Below are 26,665 nucleotides of genomic sequence, written 5' to 3'. Positions count from 1 at the left end.
ACAGGGAGCAGTTCGTCGGGTGGGATTTGCCGATCTTCGAGAGGAATACCCGCGTCGAGGGCACCTACGTTTTCATCGGCTGTCTTCGCATTGAGAGCAACCAGAACCGCCCATCCAGATGTCCGCCAGTGCGCCGTGTGAGTCTGCCCAGCTCGAGCCAACGTTCGCGGTCGCGTCATGCGCAAGACGACCAGAGCGGCTCTCCCCAAGAAGACATCGACGCTGCTGCACGTGATTGGCGACGTTCAATCCCAGCATTCCGGTATCGACATACAAACAGGAGGGATCATGTACAAGTACGGCGCCTTGATGCTTGCGCTGTTGGCTCTGCAGGATTCGGCAGCCGCGCGGGCTCTGCCGGAGGACATCGCTAAACCACCGCCGGCGCTATCCGATTACGAGCGAGCGCTCACGATCGGCGCTCGCTATGGCCGGCTCACCGTGAATGTCCCCGCCGAACCATTCTGGCTCCGCGAGGGCGAGGCGTTCGTCTACCGACGGACGACCCAAGGCAAGCAGCAGTTCATGCTGGTGAATGCGGCAACTGGCGTAAAGCAGCCGGCTTTTGATCAGGCCCGCCTCGCGAAGGCTCTGAACAGGGCGAGCCACAAGAACTATAAGGCCGACGACCTGCCCTTCGCCCGTTTCGAGCTGACCGACAATAAGATCGACTTCAGCATTGAAAATATCCGATGGAGCTGCGACCTTGTAAGCTACGCCTGCACACGAAACGCATCGCGCCTGGACGCCGGTCAGCAGAGCTACTACGACCACACGCCACCCGCGGAGAATGATCCGCACAAGGCAAGCGTATCGCCTGACGGCAAATGGCTGGCCTATACCAGGAACTACAATATCGTCCTGCGCAGCAAGGACGGCTTGCAGGACATCCCACTGACCTTTGACGGGTCCGAAAGCAACTACTATGCCGTCTCGACGCTGAAATGGTCTCCAGATTCACGTCACCTCGCAGCTTACCGCATCCGTCCGGGCCACAAGCGAGAGATCCATTACGTGGAGTCATCGCCGAGGGATCAGCTTCAACCCAGACATTCGACGATGCTGTATCCGAAGCCAGGTGATGCCCTATCACTGCCCCAGCCGGTGCTGTTTGACATCGTTAGCCAGCGCGAGATCACAATCGATAATACCCTGTTTCCAAATCCCTATGAACTTTCGCCGATCCAGTGGTGGGAGGACGGGCGCGGCTTCACCTTCGACTACAATCAACGTGGGCATCAGCTCTATCGACTTGTCGCGGTAGACGCCGCCACGGGCCACGCGAGCTCTTTGATTGATGAGGTCAGCCAAACCTTTGTCGACTACCATCCTCTGGTGAACCAGCCGCATAGTGGAAAGATCTTCCGCTACGACGTGGACGACGGAAACGAGATCATCTGGGCCTCCGAGCGCGATGGATACGAGCATCTTTATTTGTTCAACGGCCGGACCGGCGAGCTCAAAAACCAGATCACCAAAGGAGATTGGGTGGTCCGCGCGGTCTACTATGTCGATCCGATCAAGCGCCAGATCTGGTTTGGCGCCAGCGGGATGAACCCGAGGGAGGATCCCTACTACGTCCACGCCTATCGCATCGATTTCGATGGGAAGGGCCTGACTGCGCTCACGCCTGAGCAGGCCAATCATCACATCGAATTCTCGCCTGACGGCCGCTACTATGTCGACCTATGGTCCCGCATCGACGTCGCGCCGCACATGGTGCTGTATCGCGCCAGCGATAATGCCAAACTGATGGATGTCGAGAGTGCCGACATCGCCGAGCTCAGCGCTGCCGGCTGGCGGCCGCCGCTCAGCTTCCATGCCAAGGGGCGCGACGGCAAGACCGATATATGGGGCATCATTCACCTGCCGGCCAACTTCGATCCAAACAAGAGATATCCGGTCGTGGAGCGGATCTATGCCGGCCCGCAGGGCTCTTTCGTTCCGAAATCCTTCTCGACCTGGGTCGAACCGCTCACCGAGCTGGGATTTGTCGTCGTTCAGATCGATGGCATGGGGACGAACAACCGCTCGCGCGCCTTCCATGATATCGCCTGGAAGAACCTGAAGGACGCAGGCCTTCCCGACCGCATCCTCTGGCACAAGGCGGCGAGCGCGAAGTATCCGTGGTACGATATCTCCAACGTCGGCATTTTTGGCACGTCCGCCGGCGGCCAGAATGCGGTGAGCGCCCTGCTCTTCCATCCTGATTTTTACAAGGTGGCCGTAGCCAACAGTGGCAACTACGACAACCGGATGGACAAGATCTGGTGGAACGAACAGTGGATGGGTTGGCCGGTCGGCATCGAATATTCGCAATCCTCCGCCATCGACAACGCCCACAGGCTGCAGGGCAAGCTGATGCTCATTGTCGGCGAAATGGACCGCAACGTCGATCCGTCCTCCACCTTCCAGCTTGCCGATCGGCTCATCAGGGCGGGAAAATACTTCGACATGCTTTATGTGCCCGGCGCCGATCACGGAACGCCTGGCCGTTATGCCCAGCTCAAGGTCCTAGACTACTTCGTTCGTAACATACTCGGGCAGGTCCCGCCGAACTGGAATGCCGCATCGATCGAGCTGCCGAAGAGCGAACCAGGCCTTGATGGCATGAAGGCGCCTCTGCATTCATGTCCGAGGCCGTGACGCTTCGCATCAAGTGCCTTCGCGAAATCGGGATCCTTGGTCAGCGTTTGAAAGCGAAAGCCAGTTGGATCAAGTACACGAGATCGGCGGGCATTGCTCTTTACGCAAAGCATGCCCTGGTGACTTGCCGCAACTCGCCTAACCCGGCTTGAAATTCGCTTTGGCCAAAGGACCAGAGCATGAAGCGCAGCCGCTTTGTGGAAGAACAGATCACCGCAATCGCGGTCCGGCGATTGCGGTGCCGGCCGTGCCAACGGCGATCGCCGCGATTATCGCCGTATCGATCGCGACGCCGACGATCATCATGCTGCCGCTGATGCTGCCGGCACTGACCTGCTTCGCCGAAAAGCTAGGTTCCCTTTAGTAGACGTTGGCAGTCATTGGCTCGTTTACGCAGCAAGGTTGCCAATCGCCCGACGACGGCGTTATCCAACCCCTCTTTTTGTGCGCGCGCGTGAATATCCGCCACGCGGTTGGGAGTCTGTTCGGCCATGGAAACCAGGCTTGCAATAAGCTCGTCCGCATCAACGCGCGTTTCGCGCGCAAATTTCTGCCATTGACGCACACCAATTTGATCGAGCTTGTATTCGCCCCCGACCTTCATGGCGAGCTTGACTTTTCGCTGGTCAACGCGGTCGTAGGTAAGAATGCTCGCTATATCGTACAGTGGTGCGAGACGGGCGTGAGGGCCGCTCGCCAGAAGCAAGGAATAGTTCTTGGCATGGGCGTCGGAGCCTCCAATGAGCCAGTTGAAGCCCAAAGCCCTGACGAACGTCTCAAGGTCGGCCGCGCGGTCCGTCGAGTGGGTGCGTAAGAGTTCAATCACATCCGCAGGCCTTGGTCCGCCCTCGTTCTGGTATTTCCTGGTCGGCAGGATGCCCATGGCCTGGCAGATATCTTCCTGGTGTACCGGGATGATGTCGTTCCCACTGACTTGCCGGTCGTAGCGTTCAACCACGATGGCGACTTCCTTTTCGAGCCGCATCACTTTGGTTTCGGCGGCGGGCAGCGCGAGTTCGCGTGCGAGCTGCAGGCAGATGTGCTCATTCTCGGCGTGACCATCGAAGTGGCCGGTCGGCGGCTTCAGGATGTGCGCGGTCGGAATGCGCCCAGACGGAATGCCCCATCGGTTTGTCTTCAGAACAAGGGCCGTTTTCGGCTGGACGCCTGCAAGAGTGAATTGCCCGGTGTCGTGCGGCAAACGCCAAGCGGCGTGGTCTTCGCGCAAGGCTTGAATCCGGTATGTCCGGCTCGTCCAACCATTCGATCTTGTCGTCTTTGCCAGTTTTCAGCGCCTCCAACCGATCAGGCCTGACGAACTGGACGGCTCCGGCGCAGTCCTCGCCGACGTTAGAGATGAGGGCAAGGACGTTGCGGGCCGAGACCTGGAACTTCTTCGCCCAACGATCGAGCACACGTTCGTTGTCCGGCAGAAGCCCCAGAGGAAGGCCTGCACGGCGCTAGGACCATGTTCTTCAGCGGCGAGCGGCATTGAGAGCGAGAGAGGGTAAGCTGTGCGGTCATCGTTATAAAAGTCAGCCGGCCACGGGCATCGTTGCGCACGCGACCAACTTCATTGCCGTCTAGGAGCGCGACAAGTTCACGCGTCATGCTTTGCCCTTCTTGGCCTTGGCGACGATGGCATTGATATCAACCGCGGAGGTTGACCCGGGGCTGGTGGGCGTTCCACTGTTTGCGTCGACAGGGATGCCGAGGGCGTCAAGCGCGCGAAGGACAAGCGCCAGCTCTGCGCGCGGATGTCCGTGCTCAACCTCAATCACCCATTGACGGCTGACGCCGATCCGCTTGGCCAGTGTCGACTGGTCGAGCTTAAGGCGTTTGCGTCTGTCGCGAATGACAGCGCCGAGGTCGGCAGGTGTACGAGCACGCGCAATCCAAATGTCACCGAGCGCTGACATATCTAGAATTTCTGAAACATCAACCTTTTCAAAGGCATGACACGTCCTGACAGGGCGTTGGCCTAAGGAGCAACTTTTGGGGCCAAAAGGTGCCGGCGCTCCCGCGACCAACCGTCGAGAAGGCCGATGCGCGTTTCAAGGCGAGCCGAGCGGAAATGCTGGACCAGGCGATTGCCGAGTTCGTTCAGCGCGTCGATTCCTACCTGCCTCGCAAGCTATTCAGTCGCAAACCGGGGCGGCTATGGCCTGGGACACGATGCGGAGCGCGCTTCGGCCGGCGATGTGGCGAACGGCATGTTAGTCGCGGCCACGCTGGCCATGGTTTTGCGGCGGTCCCTCCCCACTCGGCTTCGCCAAGGGCCCGCCTCCACGTCGGCTCCAATGCGATACGAGCGGCCCGGAAGGGAACTAATCGCCCCGGTTTCAACACTTGCGTCAGTACATCAGACTAACTGTTGAAACCATTGATTACAGGTGATAAATAGGGCTTCAACACCGACGGCAAAAATCAGAATCAAATGTTGAAACCGTGTATTTTCAAGAGCTTAATAATGATCAGCGCCGCGAGATGGTCAACAGCCGGCAGCGGTTTCAGGCCCTGCGAGACGCCAAGGAGGCCTCTGCCGCGCATCGCGGTTCCCTGACCTGGGCGAAGTCCAAAGGCCACGAATATTTGGTCCGGAGCTATTACGACAAAGCCGGCCGCCGAAAGCAAAGTTCCCTAGGGGCGCGGTCTGCCGAAACCGAAAAGATGAAGGCCGACTTCGAGGCCAAGCGCGCTGCGGCGGAAGACCGATTGAAGAATTTGCGCGATACGATCAACCGGCAAGCCGCGATCAATCGCGCGCTCGGCCTTGGTCGCGTGCCTCTGATCGGGGCCCGGATTATGCGCGCCCTCGATGGCTTCGGGATGTTGGGATCGGGCATTCGGATTCTCGGAACGAACGCGATCTACGGTTATGAGGCCTCTTCGGGCGTCAGGATCGATCCGAGCCTGGCCACGACGGAAGACATCGACCTTCTGTTCGACGCGCGTGGCGGGCTGACGTTCGTGGGGGACGACGTCTCCGAATCTTCACTTCTGAAAATACTTCAACGCGTCGACACCAGCTTCCAACGCGCCAAGCAGACGTTTCGAGCTGTGAACCGGGACGGCTATCTTGTCGATCTGATCAAGCCCATGCAGAGCCCTCCCTGGAAGACGGCTCCTGACAAGATCGGCTCGGACCCCGAAGATCTGTCCGCCATTCAAATCGAAGGACTCGATTGGCTACAGAATTCTCCGCGTTTCGAGGCGGTCGCAATCGACGAAAAGGGCGAGCCGGTTCGCATCGTCGCTCCAGATCCGCGGGTTTGGGCTGTCCATAAGCTTTGGTTGTCGCGTCGTGCGGACAGGGAGCCACTGAAGCGCCAACGAGATGCAGCACAGGCGGAAGCCGTGGGTGCTCTGGTCGCGAACTATCTGACCCACCTGCCCTTCGACACAGAGCAGCTAAGGATGCTACCGAAAGAATTGGTAGACAGCGCGGCGCGACTTTTCGTTCAGAAAGATACCGCAGTGCGGATCTAGCGGTCAGGCTCGACAATAGCCGCCGCGTAGCGGCGGTACCATGATTATGATCCAGCGCTCCTGCTCATCCCCGTAAAGATCGGGCATGGGGACATACGGGAGATGAGTGGAGTAATGCTCGACACGGTGGAATACTTATGCGCAGTCGCGACTGCCGAATTGGCTTCGACGAGACAGGTCTCGTTACCGAACTGAAATCTGCCGTCGATCTGTTCGCCCATTAATCGAAAGGCTGCCGTTGCGCAAAGCCATAGGCGATCGAACAGATCGTGGAGAGATTTTTTCGAAACCGTAGCCGCGCGCATGCGCTTCTAGCGCAGCCAAGCCGAGGAACATCATGTCAATGGATCTAATGTTGTTCATGATGCGCCCTCGCGCATCGGATTGACGATCTGTAGCCCGACGAAATCCTTTTCGTGATCGGTAACCACGACGCAGTCATTCGCACCAGCGACGGCGGCGGTGACATGCCCACTGCGCGACGCCGGCGGCCTCACCCTCCGCCATGAGGCGGGCCCAGACCAGGCTGGCCCAGTCGTCGAACGGCAGGATGCGCCCCGCAAACAAGACCTGAGGCCCCTCCGGTCCCGAGCACCAGGTGTCGAGCGCATCGCGCTTCTTGCCGCGCGGCTTTTCGAGAGCCGCGCGACGAATTTCCGTGACGGTTGGTGACGCGATGAACAGATCTTCATCTCGCTGCGCCACCATCCAGGCCAGCAGCGACCCCGACGGCTATGGGTTGACGACGTTGCTGATGATGTTGGTGCCGAGAAGGTAGCGCTTCACGGGCCGACCTTACGCCCCTCTTCACGATGGCGGGAAAGATCAGGTCAGCACCCACCAGAGGCGAACGACGCGTGCGGTGAGGATAGCACCATGCTTGGGAGGCTCGCCCGCGATGACCGTCTTCACGGCGGCGCGAACCTGCTCTGCTTCCGGTCCTTCCTCGGCCAGGCGGCGGGCCAGCGTCCGGATCAGATCGCGACCGGACTCGTGGGCCATAACTTCGAAGCGCGTGAAGCCGCGCTGCGTACAGGCGCGTACGGTAGTTCTTCGTCGCTCTCTTCCGTGCGGCGTTGCCCATGGCCCGCCCTCCATACTACATCTGGTGGCAATGGTCCGAACCGCGCCTGATCGAACTGACTCATCTGCTCGACCGTCGTGCCGGCCGAGACTGTTCGAGGAGCAGAGAAGGCACGCCATTTGATACGCTCCTGAGTGCGGCTGAGACTCGCGATGGGCAGACCGGTCCGGCCGGACACCGCTGTGTAGCGCTCGATGCCCGAGGAGAAGGCACCCGAATCCTCAGATTCCGGGCGCATGCGATCCATGACGGCATTGAATAATTGGCGCTCTTCAGTACGGCCAGCGGCAGGTCCAACACGAGAGGCGTCGGCGTTGGCAGCTTCATTGGTCCAAAGATCGGAAATGGGCGATTGCCCGCGCTCGTCAATGTCCCGCATAAATCATCTCCGATGTAAACGGGACGACGCCGCCTGCCCGCAACGATTTCGTTCTTCCGAAACGGACGATCGTCACGCGCCGGGGCGACGCCGATACTTGGGTTACCTGACGGAACGCTAACGGTTGAAACGATCGGCCGTCGACTGGTGTCAGCGCCATCGTTCGTCTGTGATCGATGGCAGAGTTCCAGCGCCAATAATGATCAGCAGACATTCAGTGGTATCGCCGCAAAGGCTCAGAGCGCGTGGCTCTGCTTAGCAGTGCGGTGACTACCAAGCACATCCAGAGCAGCGTGAATTTGGGACGGCCGACGTAGACTTTGCGGTTCCGCCGCGCGTGAATATGAAGTTCGTAAACTCGACGGATAGTGGAAGGACGATGTCCGCGGCCTGGGCGACTGATCGCTTGCCTGTAAGATCTGAGAGGCCTCACGACGAGCACGCGTCGCGCGAGCAATCGGCTTGCCGTCGGACTCATGCAGGCCGATATAGCTGCGGCATAACGCGGCTATCCACCCGCACTCCGCGCCCGCCTGGTCCGCTTCGCTTTTCGCACTAGCGTATTTGCCTTTGCAGGAACAGGACCGATCGAAGGCAAACTCTGTACGAAACGGACCAACACGCGCGCTCGGCGAGCGTGAACTATTCGGGTCATAGTGCTACGCTTCATATCGGAATGCCCGACGCCATGACCGATTTCGACATCTCAAGCCAACAACCGCATTACCGCGCGTCACGGCGGGCCGCTTTAGTCTCGTAGACTTGCTGGTGTCCTTCAAATCGGGGGGGTCGCTAACTACTTACCGCAGAATGAAGCGCCCTTCGGATTCCGGACGCTCGCGCACCTGTTCAGTCCAACCATGGCACTCACACCGCTGATCGCTTACGCCCATGTCGTGAAGAGCTTTGGTAACGGTCATGACGCCGGACGCGTCATGGCCGTCGACGATGTCTCGCTCGATATTGCAGCGGGGGAATTCGTGGCGATCGTGGGCGCCTCGGGCTCCGGCAAATCCACGCTGTTGCGGCTTGCCAATCGTCTGCTCGACGCCGACAGTGGTCGTGTTGTGGTGGAAGGCGCGGACGTGCGCGACGTCGATCCGGTGCGTTTGCGCCGGCGCATGGGCTACGTGTTCCAGAGTGGCGGGCTATTTCCGCATCTGTGCGTCGCCGACAACATCGCGATCACGCCGAGACTGCTGGGATGGGCCGCCGCCGAGATCGCCGCGCGGGTCGATGAGCTCCTCGATCTGGTACGTCTCGATCACTCCCTCCATCGCGATCGCCTTCCGCATGAACTGTCGGGCGGGCAGCAGCAGCGTGTAGGTGTGGCGCGGGCGCTCGCTGCCCGTCCTCGTATCATGCTGATGGACGAACCCTTCGGCGCGCTCGATCCGCTGACCCGCGACACTCTCGGCGAGGACTACCGCGCTCTGCACCGCAGGCTCGCCTTGACCACGGTCATGGTCACCCACGATATGACGGCGGCCTTGCTGCTTGCCGATCGCATCGCGGTGATGCGGGCCGGACAGGTTGTAGCGCAAGGCCGGCCAACTGAGCTCTCAAACAACAACGATCCCTATGTGGCGGAGCTGTTGCGCACGCCCAGGCGTCAGGCGGAGCGCCTGAACGCCCTGCTCCCGGGGGCAAGCACGGGATGAGTTTCCTGTCCGACCCGCGTTGGCGCGACGCGGCAGCGCACCTGCCGGACTATCTTGGCAGCCATGTTCAGGTCAGCTTGGCAGCACTGGCGCTCGGGCTCGTGATCAGCCTGCCACTCGCGATCCTCGCGCGCAACCACACCGTGAGTCGCGGCATCCTGCTAGGCCTCGCAAGCATCGTCCAGACTGTGCCGGGACTGGCACTGCTCGCGCTGTTCTACCCGCTCTTGCTCGCCATTGCGTCGTTGACGCTTCGCTGGTTCGGCTTCGACTTTTCCGGGTTCGGATTTTTGCCAGCCATGCTGGCGCTGGCGCTCTATTCCATGCTGCCGGTGCTGCGCAACACCATCACAGGGCTGAACGGTGTCGATCCCACACTGCTTGAGGCGGCACAAGGTGTGGGCATGACGCCGCGGCAATCGCTGTTCACGGTGGAATTGCCGTTGGCGCTGCCGGTGATCATGGCCGGCATCCGCACCTCGGCGGTATGGGTGATCGGGACCGCGACATTGTCGACGCCGATCGGGCAGACCAGCCTCGGCAATTACATCTTCGCCGGATTGCAGACGCAGAACTGGGTGTTCGTGCTGTTCGGCTGTGTCGCTTCAGCGGTGCTCGCGCTCGCGGTCGATCAGCTTCTGGCGCTGATTGAGCGAGGCTTGCGCGAACGCAGGCGCCTGCGCACGACGTTTGGCAGCGTCGGGATTGCCGCACTGGTCGCGGCCACCCTGACCCCTTCGATAGCGCGGGCGCCGTCGACCTACATCGTCGGCGCCAAGACGTTTGCCGAGCAATATGTGCTGTCCGCGTTGATCGAGCAGCGGTTGCAGGCGGCGGGATTGCAGGCCTCGACGCGCGAGAGCCTCGGCTCCAACGTGATCTTCCAAGCGCTCGCAGCCAACAACATCGACGTCTACGTGGATTATTCCGGCACGCTGTGGGTCAACCAGTTTTACCGCACCGATATGCCGCCGCGCGAAACGTTGCTCGCCGAGTTGACGACGATCCTGGCAAAGCAGAATATCACCCTACTCGGCGCGCTCGGTTTCGAGAACGCCTATGCGCTGGTGATGCCGCGGCAGCGCGCCGATGCGCTGGGTATTCATTCGATCGCCGACCTGGCTGCGCACGCACCCGCGCTGTCGATTGCGGGCGACTACGAGTTCTTCTCACGCCCTGAATGGGCCTCCCTGCACAAGGCTTATGGCCTGTTATTCCGCACGCAACGACAGATGCAGCCGGATTTCATGTATGCGGCAGTGGCCAGTGGCGACGTCGACGTCATCGCGGGCTATACCAGCGATGGGCGGATCAAGAAATACGACCTGGTGGCGCTGGCCGATCCCAAGCACGCGATCCCACCTTATGATGCGGTCCTGCTGCTGGCACCGCGGCGCGCGCATGACGCGGCGTTGCAGGCCGAACTGAAGCCGCTGCTTGGCCGGATCGACATCGCGGCGATGCGCGAAGCCAATTTGCGCGCCGGCGGAAGCGACGCGAATTCTTCGCCCGCCGCGGTGGCACGTTGGCTGTGGCAGAGGATCAGTGGGCAGTAGGCGGGGGCCGGCGCGCAAAATAATCAGGGCACAGCACGGTGGACGCCTCTGCCCTCCGCCCCTCCCCCGCTTACGCACTCACGCCCGAAGTCTTGCCGCTAAAACAGCACGTGGCCGGTCACGACGAGCGGAATAGCGCCGGCGATCGGGCCGCCTCTGCGACCAGGCGATCACGAGGCTTCGGACAGTGGCAGCGGCGCGCCTCATCACGGCGCTTTGCAACGCGTGGAGGACGAGAGCCACGATCTTGCCAGCGGCGATTTTGTGGAGATCGGCGACTTCGTCATTCTTGACGACGCCGTCTCCTCAGTTCGTCGAATCCATCGGCGACGCGCCAAGGGACGGAGTCCAGCTCCCGTCGATTTACAGTGCATCCCGGGCCTGATGTACGAAGACGTATTTCGCGCGCGAGTTCGCGTCCCTTATGTTGCAGGGTGCGCTCGCGGGACGTGCCGATGACGTTGGTCTCGCGCAGCATCGCCTCTTTATCAGAGGCGCGGACCATGGAGCGACAATCGCTCCTCGCGATGCGCATCAGCGGAAGGTTACCGAGGGAAGATCCCAGAGACGTGCATAATTGTGCCGATTCCGGGCATTGATCTCAGATCCGTGCGTATGGGCCATCGCTTATTCCATGTTTATACGGGCTTGCGTATAAAGCCGAAATATACGCGATCGCGTGTATTTACTTAGTATACGAGATCGCGTATATCCCCCTTGGAGGCTGGATATGACGCAGCATATTGCCCGCACGGAAAGGCAACTTGGAGCCGTCCTGCGCCGGGTTCGCAAACAGGCCGGGCTGACGCAGTCCGATCTAGGTAAGCGCATTCACCTGCGGCAGGGAACAGTTTCCCGCCTGGAGGGGGGCGCGCCCGCAATTCAATTGCGCACCCTGATGGAAGCCCTGGCAGCCCTTGATCTCGAACTGGTGATCCGCCCGCGCAGCAAGTCGAGCGCTGCTGACATTGAAAGCGTCTTCTGATGGCCCGTCGACGAGCGAACGCTCCCTTAAATGTGTTCGTCAACGGACGGTTGGTCGGCATGCTTCGGCGTGAATCAAGCGGAGCAATCGATTTCCGGTACGATCCGCAATGGCTGGCCTGGGAATCCACTTTTCCAATTTCTCTCTCGCTGCCCCTTCGAGAGGACCGCTACATCGGCGCGCCGGTCGTCAACGTGTTCGACAATCTGCTTCCCGATACCGAACCGATGCGCAGACGCGTGGCCGAACGTGTCGGGGCGAGTGGAATCGACGCCTACAGCATGCTGTCCGCGCTCGGGCATGATTGCGTTGGCGCGCTCCAGTTTTTGCCTGAGGGGGTCGATCCAGGTCCGGCCGGGAAGGTCGACGGGAAACCGGTTAGTGACGCCGATATTGGCAACATCATCCAGAACCTCGCTACAGCTCCGCTCGGGGTTGGCGAGGATGAAGAATTCAGACTTTCGATTGCGGGCGCGCAGGAGAAAACCGCCTTACTTCGCCGCGATGGCAAATGGTACAAGCCGGTCGGCACTGCCGCGACCACGCATATTCTCAAGCCGCAAATTGGCAGGCTGCCAAACGGCATTGACCTCTCCAACAGCGTTGAGAACGAATATTTCTGTCTGAAACTGCTGTCCGGCCTCGGCATACCGACTGCCAACGCGGAGATCGGCGAGTTCGGGGGACGCCGGACCCTGATCATCCAGCGATTTGATCGACGCTGGACAGGCAACGGGCGCTTGCTGCGCCTTCCCCAGGAAGATTGTTGCCAGTCTCTGTCGGTGCCGCCTTCGAGGAAATACCAGTCGGAAGGTGGCCCCGGGATGAAAGAGATTCTGGAACTGCTCAAGGGTAGCGACGCGCCGGCGGAGGATCTGGCGACATTCATGCGCGCGGCCGTCGCGTTCTGGCTGATTGGAGCAACGGATGGTCACGCCAAGAACTTCAGTGTCTTCTTAAGCCCTGGGGGGCGCTTCCGCCTCACCCCCCTGTACGACGTGCTGACCGCCCAACCGAGCCTGGATGCAAAGCAGATTCAGCCCAAGGTATTCAAGCTCGCGATGTCCGTCGGCAAGAGCCGACACTATAGAATGAGCGAAATCCAGCCTCGCCACTTCATCCAGACGGCCGAAATGTCCGGTGTCGGAGCTCCCCTCGTCCGTTCAGTTTTCGAGTCTCTGGTCGAAAGTTTCGAGCCGGCTTTCGCCCGGGTTCTTGACAAGCTTCCGAAGGAATTTCCGTCGGAGCTCTCGGAGTCGATCAGGATCGCCGCACTGCACCGGATCACCCTGATGAAGGAAGCCTGGTCCAATGCAGCATCTTGATTCCGGTCAGGACCATGACAGAGGAACCAGCGGAGCACGGGATTCTTGAGGTGCGACGCATGGACCTATTCAAGGCTTCGACGTCGGCACGGGCGAAGACCGACAGACAAGAAGCGATCCAGCATGGCATTGACCTGATCGGCAACCTCGATCGTGTTGAAATGTCCGGCGAGCATCGTTTTCGCGATCACGAGCTGCGGGCAGATCTCCTGCAGCCGATCGAGGTCGCGCGCCATGTTCACCAGCGGAACGTCTGCGGAAATATAGGCCATAGGGATCCGGCAGGCTCGAGCGGCAGGGACGGGATCATAGTTCAAGGTTGCGTTCTGTATCATCGAATAGGCCACATGCTGTGGCGTTTTCTCGCAAGACGGACGCACATAAGTCTCGTAGATCGTCTTTCGCCGGGCGGGATCGTCGAAATCGCAGCCCATTTCCCATGCGTTTGCCGTCAAGACCGCAAGATAGTTGGGTCCGCCGATACCTTCCAGGAACGCTGAAAGTTCGCGAGAGTCGCGCAAGCTCGGAGGCGGCATCACGATCGTGTCGATCATGACCATGCCTGAGGCCAAGTCCGGATAGCGGCCACACAGTTCCAGCGCGATCCGGCCTCCCATGCTGTGACCGATCACGACCGGCTTGAGCAGGTCCAGTTGAGCGCATTGCCAGGCGATATCGTCCGCAAATCCCGCGATGGTGTACTCCTGCTCAGGCGCATCGCTGGCGCCATGGCCGCGAATATTGACGGCCACCACGCGACGGTACTGCGCAAAATGGGCGATCTGCGGCGTGAAGATGCCGTGGTCGCCAGTCCAGCCATTGATAAGGAGCAGCGGAGGGGTTTGACCGGTACTAGGACCGGCCTCAACGTGCGCTAGACGTACGCCGTCGCGACGCAACACAACGGGCTCCAACGTGTCATAAGAGATCACGGTCTTTCCTTTCGAAATTGGTTGGCGTTCAAGTGGCCTCGACGACATGTTCGGCTGGAAGAACGAGGCCGACATAGATGGCGAAGGCCAACAAGCAAAAGCCAAGCATCACGGCAGCCATCGAAAGTGCCGAATGCCCGTCGAAAAGTGCCGCGACCATTGCGCTCGACAACGCCGCGCCGATCATTTGCACGAAGGCCCTGGCAGCACTGATGGTCCCCACGATGTCCGGTATCGGCCGCACCGCTTCGTTCGTGGTGTGGGGCGAAATCAAGCCGAATGACAATGCGACACCGACGATCACGATCACCACCAGACTGGCCGATCTGCCTTCCACGAGCGTCACGGCGACAAGGGACGTGGCGAGGACAGTCGAGAGTGCGAGGCCCATCACAATCACTTGCGCCGGCGATAGCCCCGAACGGCCAAGTATCCTGTTGATGCGGGTGCCGAGCATGACTGACAGAGAACTGGCTCCGAAGATCACACCATATTGATAGGGATTGAGCCCCAGACCAGCGATGAAGAATAGCGAAGAGCCGGTCACGTAGGCGAACATCGCTCCCGCAGCCGCGGCGTTGCAAAGGATGTAGCCCACACAGAGTGGATGTCGCAGAACGCGACGATAGTTTTGCAGGATCGTCCCATGGCTGAGCTTGATGTTCGGATCGATTGTCGCGCTCTCGCTGAAGGCGGACATTGTGGCGAGCAGCACTAATCCTGCCGCGAGCGGCACAAGGTAGACCGTCCGCCAACTGCCCAGCGCAAGCAGCGCCGCGCCGACGATTGGCGCAATCATCGGGACGATGTAGATCGCGAGCACCACGTTGGCCATCTTTGTCCCGGCAGCCTCGCCCTCAAAGAGATCGTTGACAATCGCAACCGCAGCGATCCCGCTCGCCGATGCACCAGCTCCCTGGAGCGCGCGAAAGAACAGGAGCTGCGATAGCGAACTGGACAGGAAGCAGCCTAAGCTTGCGGCGACAACGAGTGCAGAGCCAAACAGAATGATCGGCTTGCGGCCGAAGCGATCGGACATCGGCCCATAGATGAGAAGCGATGCTCCCATGGTCATGAGATAGACGCTCATCGCGAGCCCGACATCGGCCGACGTCACGCCGAGATCGGCTGCCGCAGCCGAGAGGCTTGGCAGGATCATGTCGATGCCAAATGTCGGCAAGGAGGCCAGAAGACCGAGCAACAACGTGAAGGCGAACGAATTTGGATTGATGCGCACGGCCATGTTTCCATTGATCGGCGTCAAGGCGGGCGCCATGTCGCGGGCTTGGAGGAGTTTTCATCAGGGAAAGACAACGCATCGATCAGGCAACTGTCCGGGAGCACCGCCCGATCAGCACCTCGGATCGCTCGTCACGCGCGGCTGCGCCGCCGTCGTCCGATTGCCGCGAGAATCTCCATCTCCTGGACAACAGGCGATGTGTCGATATCGGCCTGGATGATTTCGCCAAGCCTTCGGGCTGCGACTTTGAATTGCGGTTCGCTGATCAGCTGCTTGATGGCTGCCGCTATCTCCGGCGCGGACGCTGTCGGTGCCAATCGAAGCCCTGCTCCCTTTGCCTCTATCCGCGCTGCATTGGCTGATTGGTCTCGTCCCATCGGCAGGATGAGTTGCGGCAAAGCATTGATGAGTGCCCGGGTGACGGTTCCGTGGCCGCCTTGGGATATGACAACAGAAACGTCCTTCATAATGGTGTCGTGAGACGCGCCGCGCACCAGATGGACGTTCTTCAGAGCTTGAAGATCGGCGATGTCCAGATTTGGACCGGTCGTGAACACAGCTTCGAGATCCATGGCGCCGACGGCATTGATGACGCGCTGAAACACGTCGCGCTGGCCCTGTGCACCCGTGCTACAGGCGATCAGCGCACGAGGGCGATCGGATCGCGGGGACCTGGGACCCTGCCACGACTTCGACCAACTCGGCACGTCAAGCAAAGGCCCGATGTAGCGAAAATTAGGCGGAAGAGCGTCCGCCTCAAAATCGAAGGCCTGGCTGATGGCAAGCAGAACGCGATCGGCTTCGTCAAACAGTTCCATAGCGTCGCTAAGTTGAGGAAGACCGAACTCGACGCGGGCTTGATTGAGGATAGGAAGAGAGGCATTGAATGTTGCCGCGAGCGCATCGGAGGCTCGCCTGACTTCGGCGTGTTCCTCCGGCGTTTTCGGTTGCCCCAGTCCGGAGGTCGCGGGCGGCATTCCCGGCAGGATCCGAATGCTGACGTGAGGCGAGAGAAACGCGAACGGCACGCCACATGCTTTCGCCCCGACCGCCGCACCAAACAGCAGGTCGAGACCGAGCACCGCATCCGTTGGCACGCGTCCAATCTCGTCGCGAATGTCGGCTGCGTAGGCAGAACAAGGCTCGAAGACGACCCTGCGCATCCTCTCCCGCATATCCGAGACATCGGTCGGGTCGGCGGTCTTGCCTATTGGAGCGCGGCGCCATGTCACGAACTCGAAATCCGCGGCCTCGACTTCGACCCGCATGGCCGGATCGGCGATCACGCGGACATGGTGACCATGGCGGCGCAATCGGCGGGCGACTGTCAAGAGCGGACTGAGATTTCCCAACGTACCCCACGAGGCGAAGAGAAAATTGTAAGAAGTCATCGGCGTCTTTCTTCGCAGTCGCGCATTTCAAGATCTGCAGCCCTCGCCCCGAAGGCGCAACTTAGAGTCCCGCTAGCCCAAGGATGCTGCGCGCGAGCCGTCCAGCATGTGGGGACGGAACGGTGCGCCCCCGCGTGACACAAACGCTTCGAGTTTCCGACGTGCCAGTCACCCCGTTCCATCGACGACGCGTCTTCTACAGCGCGCCAGGTCGACTTTCTCGAATTGACGAGATCTGGTCGATCTGTTTGACGCGGATCTGTTTCGACCTAATGGAGCGACGTCGTGCAACCGAAGCGCATCCGATTGAACCCGTCGTTACGGCTCGCCTTGCGCTCTACTGCGTACGATTCTCCCCAACAGATACGCAAAGCGCACAGATGATTTGCCGATGATCCGGCGATGCCAGCGTGTTGTTTTGATCGTGGCCTCAAACCTACAATCTGACGCCACGAGAGATTCAAGCTGTTTTTGACGATCTCGGGAGGCCTCATTCCAATCTGCCGAAGGCGACGCTTGGAAAGCTTCGTCTGATGGAAACGTGATGGATCGGCTCGTGCCGATTTGGGCGCTGCGCCCGGACGACGTGCGCGCAGCAAGCGATTTACATTCGTTTGGCGTCGGGTGAGGTTTTCCCGCAGAGAGCTGCGGTCAACAACGAAGCGGCCCCAGCACCTTTGGGGGCCATGGAGGCGGGTGCTGGGGCCGTCGTCGCCTGATCCGGGACTAGCGCGGATCAGCAACCTGATCGTGCATATCCAATTCGATTCCCGCAATGACCTGAGCCATCAAAATCGCGTAGGTCATATCATTTGTTCTGGCGAGTGTCCCAATTGAGACAGCGGCCGATCACGACGACAATGGCCGCACCTCGCGGATCGAGATGACGAAGCGGATCGAGATGACGAAGGAACTGGTATCAGTCGAAGCTGAAGCATCGTTGTGCCGACATTTTCAAACACAACGACATCGGAAATTCTGACCAGGCTGTGCGAAATCAAGCCCGCCGCCGCCCCGCTGGCGGGCGTCTTGGCGGAGCGCCAACAGATCACCATTCGATCGCGTTGTCCGACCTGAACAAAGGCGATTGAACTGCAAGCCTCGATATAGACGTTCTGTGCAAGACCCCGGGAACGCGCACTTTGTCTCACCGCACGGCGGTCTCGGCATCGACATCGGCAAGCCCCGCCAGAATACTTAAAAGCCAAGCGATCTGGACCAGCCGTCCACGCTCGAAAAAGATGCTCCGACGAACTGCGTCATAAGCGATTTACGTTCGTTTGGGACCCAAATCGAAATCTTTTTGCGATTACGAGGCGCTTGGATTTTTCTGGTATACCAACGAGAGCTTTTTTTGGCGCGGGGAAAGACCGCTCGAGCTGCCGCCCGCATAGACCGGCGCCGGGATGACGCGACGCGGGAAAAACCTTTAGCTGAAAACGTCGGATAACCCGGCGGGTTGCTCGGGGCAGGATGAGATCAGCCAATCCGGAGATTTTCGGCAGACGTCTTGCCCGAGCGATTGGCCTTTAGCTCGTAACTGACGCGAGCGCCTTCCTCAAGGCCGGTGTAGCCGGCCTTTTCGACAGCACGGATGTGCACGAAAACGTCTGGCCCTCCATCGTCCGGCCTGATGAAGCCATACCCTTTGGTCGAACTGAACCACTTCACAATACCCATTGCCACCGCACTATCTCCATAATTGAACGATGGTGATTTAGTGAAGAGCTTTGCAGTCATCAAGCTGGGTGGCAGGGGAAACGCACGGCTTGGCAGCGTACGTTACGTACCAACTTTTTTGCCGCATGGCTTGAGTCCCGCCGCTTTGTCCGGGGACCACCAGCAAGGCCCTGGCTTAGAGAACACTTCGCTTTGAGGCTTCAGGATACGGACGGCGTTTTCACTTGCGCGTCATTGGTCGCGGGCTTAGAAAGGCAGTTGCATAGCCGGAACCATGCCGCACCCATGAGGAGCCGAGCTGGAGCGGAAGCGCCCGATCAGCCTTGCAGAACCAGGCGGCCGTGAACTCCATCCCGAAGCTCGCCGCGTAACTCCCTGAAAATCCGAAGCCGACACGTCGAGGCAAGGGACGCAGCCGGGCGCCCGCCGTCATGTACTGAAGCCGAGTTTGAAGCTGCTCGAGATCGAACATGAAGATGGCTGCGCGCCATCCGGCGCGCGCACACCAGATCTCCGCCAGCACTTGACGCGACCGGACGCTGGACAGTCTCATCGGGACATGGTGAGAACTGGCCGGCCAGGCTCAAAATCCGAAACGTCGCCCCTTCCCAAAAAACCGCCGGAGCCCGCCGCTCGCCCATGATTGCATGGCCGCTTCGAGGCAGCTCTTCGCCATTCTCGATTGCTTGGCCCTCACCGATGGTCCCGATCCCGCCGGCAGACCGGGCGAAGGAGCCTGCGCATCTTTTCAAGGAGACGTATTTCGCAAAAAACGTCAAAGGACGAGACGTCAGTCGCCCATTGCTGCCGGGCCAGCGGCCTGGCTCGAGCTAGTGCCTCGCCTTGAGCTAGCGCCACGCCTTGCCGCGAACTGGCTATTGCGCACCTGCATGAGGCAACCGCCGCTTCCGACGCGCAGCGCCCAGCAGTGGCGAAGCGGTACCGCCGCCACTCGCGTGACTGTCGTTTCCTGGCAGGAACAGGACATTGGCTTGTCGCTGCCATTTCTGGTCATGGACAGTTGTCCCATGGAAGGTCCATGCGAGCCATTCACGCGCGGCGAGCCGCGAGCCAGGATTGCGCCGGCTGCAAGAGCGACGTGCGCCCGCCGGATCGGATCGTCCCCTGTGCAATTGTCTGCTACGGCAGAGCGCAATCCGCCGCGATATGCTCCTCGTCCGGTCGGTCGCTCGCGGCCGGCTCTTGTCCGCTGGGGCCGATGGAAGCCGTCGTTGTCGGTAGCGCGCAAAGGCTATCCTGCGGATGTTTCACCGGGTCCGCTAACGCCGCAAAGGCTCCTCTCGCATCGGCGCCCTCCCTCGGCTCCGTGCCGATGGGTTTGATCCTGTCGTGGGCGGTCACCGCGGCTGCGGTAACTCGGCTTTTGTCCAGCTCTCGAAGGTAGTCCGCCGACCAGTCGTGGATCGTATATGCTTCTAGTTTGTCCATCATCGACCGCCAGCGCCTGACACGCTCCTCACGCGGCATCTTGGCCGCCAGCAAAATTGCGTCCTTGATCTCTTCAGGACGGTTCGGATCCACCAGCAGCGCCTCGTCGTCGTTGAAGTCTTCAGCCGCACCCGCAAACTTCGAGAGCACCAGAACGCCGGGATTCTCCGGATCCTGTGCAGCAACATACTCTTTCGCGACGAGATTCATGCCGTCACACAACGGCGTCACGACGCCAACACGCGCCGCGCGGTAAAGACGCGCGAGTGCCGACTGGCTGAACGATTCGTTCCTGTACTGGATCGGGCTCCACCCGTCCGTGCCGTGCTCGGCATTGACCTGGTTGATCCGGCTCTCCACCTCGTTTTTATACTTCTGATACTCTTCGACGTCGGCGCGTGAGGGGGCGAGATCTGTAACAGCGAGATGCTGCGCGGCTTGGCCTTCACCAAAACCTGATTGAAACCTTCGACCCTTTTGTCGATGCCCTTGGTGTAGTCGAGCCGGTCGACGCCGATCGCAAGCGTGGTGCCCTCGACGCTTTTCAGCAAGAACGAGACTTTGTCTTGTTCTGCGGGAGACAAGTCTGCAGCCAGGTAGTCTGCGAACTGCTTTGGATCGATACCTATCGGGAACTTTTGACATCGCGTCCGGCCACGTTCCGAGATCACAACGCCGTCCTTGCTCTCCAGCCCGAGATGGGAACGCAGACAGTCGAGAAAGTTGTTCACGTCTCGGTTCGTCTGAAAGCCCAGCAGATCATACTCCAGCATCGACTTCATCAGTTCGCGATGATTGGACACGAGCTGGATCATGTCAGGGGTCGGCCATGGCGTATGCAGGAAAAAACCGGTCGGCCGCTCGATGCCGAGCTGACGCAGATCGGCCGCGAGCGGAAATAAGTGATAGTCATGCACCCAGAACGCGTTCCGATCCTGCAAGCCGGACGCTGCCCGCGCGATGAAGGCGTTCATCTCTCGATAGCTGCGGTACCCCTCTTCCGCGCGCGACATCCGATCGGGCAGGGAGTGCAATACCGGCCACAACGTCGCGTTCGAATAATCTCGATAGTAGCCGGAATAATGCGCGGCCGGCAGATCGAGCTTGGCCACATGGCCTTTGCCAGCTTTGTCGAGCGGGAGAGGTTTCTCAGTCCCGTCGCCTTGGTCCTCCGAGGAGAACATCCAGATCGCGCCGGACCGTTCAACGACCGGCTCGAGGCCTGCGGCAAGTCCGCCGACCTGGGGCTTATTGGGATCGAAGGGCGCGCCGCGGTTCGAAATGACGACCAGCTTCATGTCCGGTCGCCGGGCTACCGTATCGAGACGATCATTCAGGTCGCTGGAGACAACGCAATGGGAAGGGCCCGCGCCGGCTTGTTGCTCCAGTTTCAGTGGGATCTCGCTCAGGTGTCGATCAAACGCCGCCTCCTCTGTCGTGTCAGGTTGCCGAGTGGCGTATGATATAGCATCGGGGCTCGATGTGGCTGCGTCGAGAGTGTCATGGACTCGATCCATTCCGTAACTCCGTTTGACGATGTTTGCGTTTGATGCGGTTCGCCGATCAGCTCCCAGTTATTCCACCTCACAAGGCTGACAGGTCTAGCTTTCCGGAAGCTGACCGGTCGCCAAACAAGTGGCCGCATTAGTTCTCCCATCGAGGACTATCGGCTCGATCGGAGCGGTAGGTGCGACGACACGTCAGATTGAAGGGAAGACGAGCTCGGCCTTCATCTCTTTGACGAGCGCACGCGGAAGGCTGCCGTCACAGGCGGTCCGGCGAGGACATGATGGGGCCCCGATGCCAAGGACTCGAGCGCTGGAGTAGTATCGCGCTCCTCACGTGATCATCACTTGGGCGGCCGTCCGCGCGCATCTGCGGGCATATGGAGTAATAGGCATGTACCGTGACTTGACCTGGTTGCGGCCCGGCGGATCGATTGACAAGCGCTCATATACATTGCGGAACATCACGAGCTATCTCCCGCGCATGCTGGTGAGCATGCTCAAGGGTCGCCGGCCGCACGAAATGGTTCGTTCGGGCAAATTTTGGACAGGTTTACGAAAACTGGGGCGGGCTTTAAGATTTTGTCCTTGACAAGATCCGCTGCGACCGCGGGCGTGCGCTATCGATGCCTGCGACCCGCGCTCGGATTTGCTTGAGCGCGACGCGGCGGCTAGCTAGCAGTCTGCTGAAGAACGTTGAGGTGAGGAGTTTTCTTGTTCTCGCCAGTCGTTTGGAGGGAGGCGCGGTGGCGTCGGATATAATTTGCTAGGCCGAGGTTGGCCGCTCCCTGACGAGAGGCGGCTAAGCGGCAAGCAGTTTGGGAATGCGGATCAGATTATAGGCGATCAGATTGAGCAGGAAGTCGGCGGCAACGCGAGCGATGCCGCGATGTTTGGTCTTGCGCATGGTGCCATGCTGCTTGCCCCATCCGAAGATGCACTCGATCATCGCGCGGCGCGATTGCGACATGCCATATCCCGGATGCCGCGTGGTTCGTTCGTCGATGGCGCTGTTGCGGGTCTTGCCGGTTTTGGTGACGGCCTGGTTCTGTGTCACATGCGGCGTCACACCGATGGCGCGAAGATTGGCGACGTGATCGGCGGTATCGTACGCCTTGTCTTCTCCGGCCGTGATGCGGCGGCCTGCGGCTTTGCGTTTCGCCTTCAGCATGGTCTCCGAAGCCCGGCGTTCGGCGGTGCCATTGGCGTGCGTGACCTTGCCGGCCACCGCCAGCCCATGCCGGTTCTCCATGGTGGCGTGGCCCATATAGCAAAGCTTGGCCTCCCGTCCGGCCGCCTTGCGATACAGCCTGCTGTCCGGGTCGCTGGTACTCGCATGGGTGTCGTTCTTGCGCTTCTGGCCGTGGAAGTTGGCGCCATTGTCATCGTCACCGCTGCCGTCCTTGGGACGAAAGCTCTTCTGTGAAGCCCAGGCTTCGATCAGCGTTCCATCCACCGAGAAGTGCTCGTCCGACAGCAGCGGCTTGACCTGCGGATGGTTCAGAAGCCTGGTCATGAACTTCGTGAACACATCGCCGTTCTGCAGCCGCTCCCGGTTCTTGGTGAAGGTGGTCGGGTCCCAGACCGGATCGTCCGGCGACAGTCCCACGAACCAGCGATACAAAAGATTGTAGTCCAGTTGCTCCATCAACTGGCGTTCCGAGCGGACGCCGTAGAACACCTGCAGCAGCAGGGCGCTCAGCAATTGCTCCGGAGGGATCGAGGGGCGTCCCTCGCTGGCGTAGAGCCTCCCAAGGCTGCGGTTCAAATCACTCAAAACATCCCGGACGAGTTCCCGGACCTTCCGCAGCGGGTGGTTCGCCGGCACACGCTTATCCGGCGCGATGTACGAAAACAGGCCACCCTGATCCATAAACCTGCCGCGCATGATCCTATCCGCCGATTCGAGATGATAAAGTGAATCATCAAGCTCCCTCCGTGACGAGGGGGTTCTTCAGCAGACTGCTAGAGGCTCGTCACCCATTTGATGCCAATCGGAATGGGGTCATCGCGCCAGAGCACACTTCTGCGACCTCGAGCGCGGGCGCCAACCTTCGAGGTTGGGTTCGGCGATCACTGTGCTCCGGTTGCGGGATGGCGGTCGTGACCAAACCGGTTTCGATGCCAAAACCTGCTTGCGCAAGCTGGGCCATACATCGCGCTCGTTTTCCGCTCGCGCCGTCCACCACATGCGACAGCTTTCCGAATGCAGCCTGCCGCCGTCCGCAGCCGATGAGCCTAGAGGCCTCGACAACCACTTCGTCGACATGATCGCCATCGGTCGAACGTCCGCTTCACCCAGTGCGGCGCGGTTAAGCGTTCCGTCGTTCGCGAACGGTCGGCCGTTGTCGAATTGACAGACAAGTCGGCGTTGCCAGCCCTCAAGGCTTCATTGCGCCTTGCACATTTGTGTCAAGTGCGTAGATCGACGTCGTGCCGCAGATATACAGTCTGTTTCGCTGCTGACCGCCGAAGCACAAATTGGCGACTGTTTCCGGGATGTGGACCTTGCCGATCAAATCTCCATCCGGCATATAGCAGCGTACGCCGTCCTCGCTGGGATCGCCCCAACCGACGGAGCACCAAACCCGTCCGGCGGTGTCGCAACGCACCCCGTCGCTGACATTCGGCTTGGGCATTTCCGCAAAGACTTTGCCGTTGAGCAGCTTTCCGGCTCCGACATCGATGTCGAATACGCGGATCTGGCAGGGATTGTCCGGATTGTCCGAGAAGCCGCTGTCGACGATGTAGAGCTTCTTTTCGTCGGGCGAGAAGGCAATGCCGTTCGGTTGCACGAAATCATCAGCAACAATCCTGACCTCGCCGGATTTCGGATCGACCCGGTAGACGTTCCTCGTTTCCTGCTCAGGCTCGGCTTTGCTGCCACCCGAATAGGCGCTGATGCCGTAGGCGGGATCGGTAAACCAGATCGAACCATCGGACGAGACAACCACTTCGTTGGGCGAATTCAGCTTCTTGCTATTGTATTTGTCGGCGATGATCGTGATCGAGCCGTCGAGCTCCGTGCGGGTGATCCGTCGGCCGCTGTGTTCGCAAGTGATCAGGCGACCTTCTCGATCAATGGTGTTCCCATTCGCGTTCATGGACGGTTGGCGGAATACGCTCAAATGATTGTCGTCCTCTGACAACCGCATGATGCGGTTGCTCGGAATATCGCTGAACAGGAGGTAGCGCCCTGCAGGGAAGTAAACCGGTCCCTCAGCCCAGCGGAAGCCAGTCGCGATGCGCTCAACCGCGCCTATGCCAGAAAAAATCGGAAGATCCGTGGAGCCAAACAAGATCTTGGGCTTCTTGAGAAACTCAATGTGAGTGTCTGGATGGCGACTTCCGGGGAGTGGTCCCAATGGCAACGGATCCGCATTCGTGATAGGAGCGCCTGTGTGGCCGAATGGCGTGACGGTCGCCCCGGCGGCCGTCTTCATGGTTGTGGCCGTCGCAGCTGCAGCGGCAGCCGTGGCCAGGAATGCGCGTCTGTCCATCATTTCCTCTTTTGCATCCGTCTTGAACGGTGTCAGGCGGCCTTCCGGCTCAGCGGGAGCGTTCTTGACCAGTTTGTACGGGCGGGCAGTCGTCTAAGACACCAGAGATCGCGCGCCTTGCCGAAGCACCGGCTGCGATCTATTCGTCTTGTCGATCAGGGCAAATCGCCCCGGTCATCCGAAACTCCCCAGAGAGGACCGCTGGCCGTCCTGCTTGCGGTCGGTCGTCCATCTCGTCCCAGCAATTGGCGTGCCGATCGCGGTCCTGTGCGTGCGTCGCGTCAGGGCGGAAAACATGCGTTTGCCACCAGCATGACTCTGGAACGAGGCTGCCCCTTGTCAGATTTCCGACATTGCCGTCGTCAACCGGACGTCGCTCTGATCTCACAGCACCGAGCCATTTCGCGACTGCTTCCGGTGGAGGCGGACAGATGACGCGCTTCAATGCACCACGGTGACCACGCTCCTATTCGAACCTTCGCGAAGGAAGGGTGCCGGTCCGAAGTGCTGCGAGCAGCGAACCGTCGTCGGCGAACAGGTCCCAAATCATGATCCCGGCGAGTACCCGGTTGCGCGCGTATGATGCCTTGCGTGCGATGGAGAACGGATCGTCGTAGCTGATCCATATGCGCTGCTCGGCGTTACAGAGCCACGGCACCTGGCCCTCGTCGCTCCAATACCTGTGAAAGCCATGCTGCTGCGGCCGCCGGGCAACGAGATCCCGATAGTCGATGCCGTCACCTCCTCCCCACTCGCCGCTCGCTGTCGCGCCCTTTTGGAAGAGCCCGCCGTTTTCCGGCGGAACGCCGGCAATGGCTCGGCCGTAGAAGGCGACCCCGAGCGTCACCTTGGCGGGCGGCGCGCCGGCCCGGATCAAGGCGTTTACACTCGAATCGACATTGAGATCAGGATTTGGATCGCCGGCGCTAGCGAACAGCGGGGCATTGAAGGCGGCAAGGGCCGAGCCCGCGTGATAATCGTAGGCCATCAGATTAATGCGGTCGACCAGCGGGGCTAGAGCGGCCGCCTCCAGATTGACAATCTTGTCGGGGGCGGCCGACACGGCAATGGTGAGTTCGAGCTCCCTGTGCTCGACGGCGGACAGCTCGGCGAGTTTTCCGCGGAGCTCCGTGATCAGGAGCGTGAAGTTGGTACGGTCTTCGGGGCGCGCGAGATTTCCTGGCGCTCCTCCTGAGACGGGAAACTCCCAATCGACATCGACTCCATCGAACAGGCCCGGATACGGCCGAAAGAATACCTCAATGACGGATTGGGCGAACCGTGTGCGCGACAGCGCAGTTGCAGCAGCCGCCGAGAAATATTTCGACCCATTCCAACCGCCAAATGAAATCAGGATCCGAAGCTGCGGGTTGATCCGCTTCAGTTCGGCGAGCTGGGCGAAATTGCCGCCCAACGGTCTGGACGCCGCGGTCCCGTTGCACACTCCGGCGTCGACGCAACGATCCGCAAGTTCAGCCAGTCCTTCTGCCGAGACCGTGCCGAACGCGTACATCAAGTGGGTCAGCTCGCGAGCCGGGACCTTATTGATGCTTCGATTGCCAGTTCGAGCCTTCCAAGGAGCCAGATAGCCGGCGACCACTGGCTTGCTGGCCGGCGCGGTCCGCCCCAGCCGCATCGGCGCGTAACCGGACACGAGCGCAGAAAACCCGGCTGCAGCGAATGTTCGACGATCAACGGCCACGATACACGACCTTAAGCTCTCTGTCGGATTGCCCCTTCGTTCCAGCCGCCATGTCGTTCGCCTCCACTATATCGCTCGCCATCACAGCTGCGCACCCCTCAACATGAGACTGATCGAGTCCGCAGCGTGCGGCTAGCCCGT

At 60.2% G+C, this 26,665-nt stretch carries 17 protein-coding genes and 4 pseudogenes; 7 read left to right on the top strand and 14 right to left on the bottom strand.

All coding sequences use genetic code 11. The features are described 5' to 3' along the window. The first annotated feature begins 288 nt into the window (after positions 1-288). Together P6U25_RS10570 and P6U25_RS10565 are read left to right on the top strand one after the other, a co-directional pair. On the top strand, positions 289-2,646 hold the full coding sequence (locus P6U25_RS10570; RefSeq protein ID WP_280978202.1) for a S9 family peptidase: 2,358 nt from the start codon (positions 289-291) through the stop codon (positions 2,644-2,646). Between the two features lie 160 nt (positions 2,647-2,806). Continuing rightward, positions 2,807-3,010 (top strand): hypothetical protein, encoded by a 204-nt coding sequence (locus P6U25_RS10565; protein WP_407151204.1) that lies wholly within the window; start codon positions 2,807-2,809, stop codon positions 3,008-3,010. Here P6U25_RS10565 and P6U25_RS10560 read toward each other — a convergent pair. From P6U25_RS10560 to P6U25_RS10550, 3 genes and pseudogenes are all read right to left on the bottom strand, one after another. After that, a complete protein-coding gene (locus tag P6U25_RS10560; protein WP_280973133.1) occupies positions 2,996-3,874 on the bottom strand; it encodes a HipA domain-containing protein in 879 nt (292 codons plus the stop codon). The two genes, P6U25_RS10565 and P6U25_RS10560, sit on opposite strands and share 15 nt — an antisense overlap. Before the next feature lie 142 nt (positions 3,875-4,016). Beyond that, positions 4,017-4,061, bottom strand: a pseudogene (locus P6U25_RS10555) (hypothetical protein); the annotation flags it as partial. A gap of 192 nt (positions 4,062-4,253) precedes the next feature. After that, complete coding sequence (locus P6U25_RS10550; protein ID WP_280973134.1) at positions 4,254-4,565, bottom strand: helix-turn-helix domain-containing protein; 312 nt, start codon at positions 4,563-4,565, stop codon at positions 4,254-4,256. A gap of 529 nt (positions 4,566-5,094) precedes the next feature. Here P6U25_RS10550 and P6U25_RS10545 point away from each other — a divergent pair. Continuing rightward, on the top strand, positions 5,095-6,135 hold the full coding sequence (locus tag P6U25_RS10545; RefSeq protein WP_280973135.1) for a nucleotidyltransferase domain-containing protein: 1,041 nt from the start codon (positions 5,095-5,097) through the stop codon (positions 6,133-6,135). Positions 6,136-6,494: 359 nt separating this feature from the next. Here P6U25_RS10545 and P6U25_RS10540 read toward each other — a convergent pair. Next, positions 6,495-6,921: pseudogene (locus P6U25_RS10540) on the bottom strand (VapC toxin family PIN domain ribonuclease). Next, positions 6,918-7,219, bottom strand: a pseudogene (locus P6U25_RS10535) (hypothetical protein). The pseudogenes P6U25_RS10540 and P6U25_RS10535 overlap by 4 nt, the downstream one beginning before the upstream one ends. A 1,239-nt stretch (positions 7,220-8,458) precedes the next feature. On the opposite strand from P6U25_RS10535, the gene P6U25_RS10530 reads away from it, so the two are divergent. The 4 genes from P6U25_RS10530 (at position 8,459) to P6U25_RS10515 (ending at position 13,125) form a co-directional block, all read left to right on the top strand. Beyond that, entirely contained in the window at positions 8,459-9,259 is an 801-nt protein-coding gene (locus tag P6U25_RS10530; RefSeq protein WP_280973136.1) for an ATP-binding cassette domain-containing protein, read from the top strand. Further along, positions 9,256-10,815: an ABC transporter permease/substrate-binding protein gene (locus tag P6U25_RS10525; RefSeq protein ID WP_407151203.1), complete on the top strand. Its 1,560-nt coding sequence runs from the start codon at positions 9,256-9,258 to the stop codon at positions 10,813-10,815. The genes P6U25_RS10530 and P6U25_RS10525 overlap by 4 nt, the downstream gene beginning before the upstream one ends. A 730-nt stretch (positions 10,816-11,545) precedes the next feature. After that, positions 11,546-11,800 (top strand): helix-turn-helix domain-containing protein, encoded by a 255-nt coding sequence (locus tag P6U25_RS10520; RefSeq protein ID WP_280973140.1) that lies wholly within the window; start codon positions 11,546-11,548, stop codon positions 11,798-11,800. After that, positions 11,800-13,125 (top strand): type II toxin-antitoxin system HipA family toxin, encoded by a 1,326-nt coding sequence (locus P6U25_RS10515; RefSeq protein ID WP_407151202.1) that lies wholly within the window; start codon positions 11,800-11,802, stop codon positions 13,123-13,125. Before P6U25_RS10520 ends, P6U25_RS10515 begins: the two co-directional genes overlap by 1 nt. Before the next feature lie 65 nt (positions 13,126-13,190). On the opposite strand, the gene P6U25_RS10510 is transcribed toward P6U25_RS10515, so the two are convergent. From P6U25_RS10510 to P6U25_RS10470, 9 genes and pseudogenes are all read right to left on the bottom strand, one after another. Beyond that, entirely contained in the window at positions 13,191-14,057 is an 867-nt protein-coding gene (locus P6U25_RS10510) for an alpha/beta fold hydrolase (protein WP_407151201.1), read from the bottom strand. Positions 14,058-14,085: 28 nt separating this feature from the next. Continuing rightward, positions 14,086-15,294, bottom strand: a complete 1,209-nt coding sequence (locus tag P6U25_RS10505; protein ID WP_407151200.1) for a Bcr/CflA family efflux MFS transporter — start codon at positions 15,292-15,294, stop codon at positions 14,086-14,088. Positions 15,295-15,428: 134 nt separating this feature from the next. After that, on the bottom strand, positions 15,429-16,688 hold the full coding sequence (locus P6U25_RS10500) for a glycosyltransferase (RefSeq protein ID WP_407151199.1): 1,260 nt from the start codon (positions 16,686-16,688) through the stop codon (positions 15,429-15,431). Between the two features lie 1,479 nt (positions 16,689-18,167). After that, a complete protein-coding gene (locus tag P6U25_RS10495) occupies positions 18,168-18,374 on the bottom strand; it encodes a cold-shock protein (RefSeq protein ID WP_280978203.1) in 207 nt (68 codons plus the stop codon). Between the two features lie 214 nt (positions 18,375-18,588). Beyond that, a complete protein-coding gene (locus P6U25_RS10490) occupies positions 18,589-18,840 on the bottom strand; it encodes a hypothetical protein (RefSeq protein ID WP_407151198.1) in 252 nt (83 codons plus the stop codon). Between the two features lie 668 nt (positions 18,841-19,508). Then, positions 19,509-21,115 (bottom strand): annotated as a pseudogene (locus tag P6U25_RS10485) (trehalose-6-phosphate synthase). A gap of 1,009 nt (positions 21,116-22,124) precedes the next feature. After that, complete coding sequence (locus P6U25_RS10480; RefSeq protein WP_407151197.1) at positions 22,125-23,210, bottom strand: IS5 family transposase; 1,086 nt, start codon at positions 23,208-23,210, stop codon at positions 22,125-22,127. A gap of 493 nt (positions 23,211-23,703) precedes the next feature. Continuing rightward, entirely contained in the window at positions 23,704-24,822 is a 1,119-nt protein-coding gene (locus P6U25_RS10475) for an SMP-30/gluconolactonase/LRE family protein (RefSeq protein WP_407151196.1), read from the bottom strand. Between the two features lie 466 nt (positions 24,823-25,288). Beyond that, the gene (locus P6U25_RS10470) at positions 25,289-26,524 is read right to left on the bottom strand and encodes a glycoside hydrolase family 18 protein (protein WP_407151195.1); all 1,236 of its coding nucleotides are present in this window, start codon (positions 26,522-26,524) and stop codon (positions 25,289-25,291) included. Between the last annotated feature and the right edge of the window lie 141 nt (positions 26,525-26,665).

Origin of the sequence: Bradyrhizobium sp. ORS 86 (assembly GCF_045571475.1) — a bacterium.
Taxonomy (GTDB): domain Bacteria; phylum Pseudomonadota; class Alphaproteobacteria; order Rhizobiales; family Xanthobacteraceae; genus Bradyrhizobium.
The sequence above is the reverse complement of the archived record's forward strand: the minus strand, read 5'-3'. Positions and strand labels throughout refer to the sequence as shown.

Coding starts and splice junctions, on each gene's coding strand:
- P6U25_RS10475 (WP_407151196.1), bottom strand. CDS start 24,822: ATGGACAGACGCGCATTCCTGGCCACGGCTGCCGCTGCAGCTGCGACG.
- P6U25_RS10570 (WP_280978202.1), top strand. CDS start 289: ATGTACAAGTACGGCGCCTTGATGCTTGCGCTGTTGGCTCTGCAGGAT.
- P6U25_RS10500 (WP_407151199.1), bottom strand. CDS start 16,688: ATGACTTCTTACAATTTTCTCTTCGCCTCGTGGGGTACGTTGGGAAAT.
- P6U25_RS10550 (WP_280973134.1), bottom strand. CDS start 4,565: ATGTCAGCGCTCGGTGACATTTGGATTGCGCGTGCTCGTACACCTGCC.
- P6U25_RS10530 (WP_280973136.1), top strand. CDS start 8,459: ATGGCACTCACACCGCTGATCGCTTACGCCCATGTCGTGAAGAGCTTT.
- P6U25_RS10525 (WP_407151203.1), top strand. CDS start 9,256: ATGAGTTTCCTGTCCGACCCGCGTTGGCGCGACGCGGCAGCGCACCTG.
- P6U25_RS10520 (WP_280973140.1), top strand. CDS start 11,546: ATGACGCAGCATATTGCCCGCACGGAAAGGCAACTTGGAGCCGTCCTG.
- P6U25_RS10490 (WP_407151198.1), bottom strand. CDS start 18,840: ATGTTCGATCTCGAGCAGCTTCAAACTCGGCTTCAGTACATGACGGCG.
- P6U25_RS10515 (WP_407151202.1), top strand. CDS start 11,800: ATGGCCCGTCGACGAGCGAACGCTCCCTTAAATGTGTTCGTCAACGGA.
- P6U25_RS10480 (WP_407151197.1), bottom strand. CDS start 23,210: ATGCGCGGCAGGTTTATGGATCAGGGTGGCCTGTTTTCGTACATCGCG.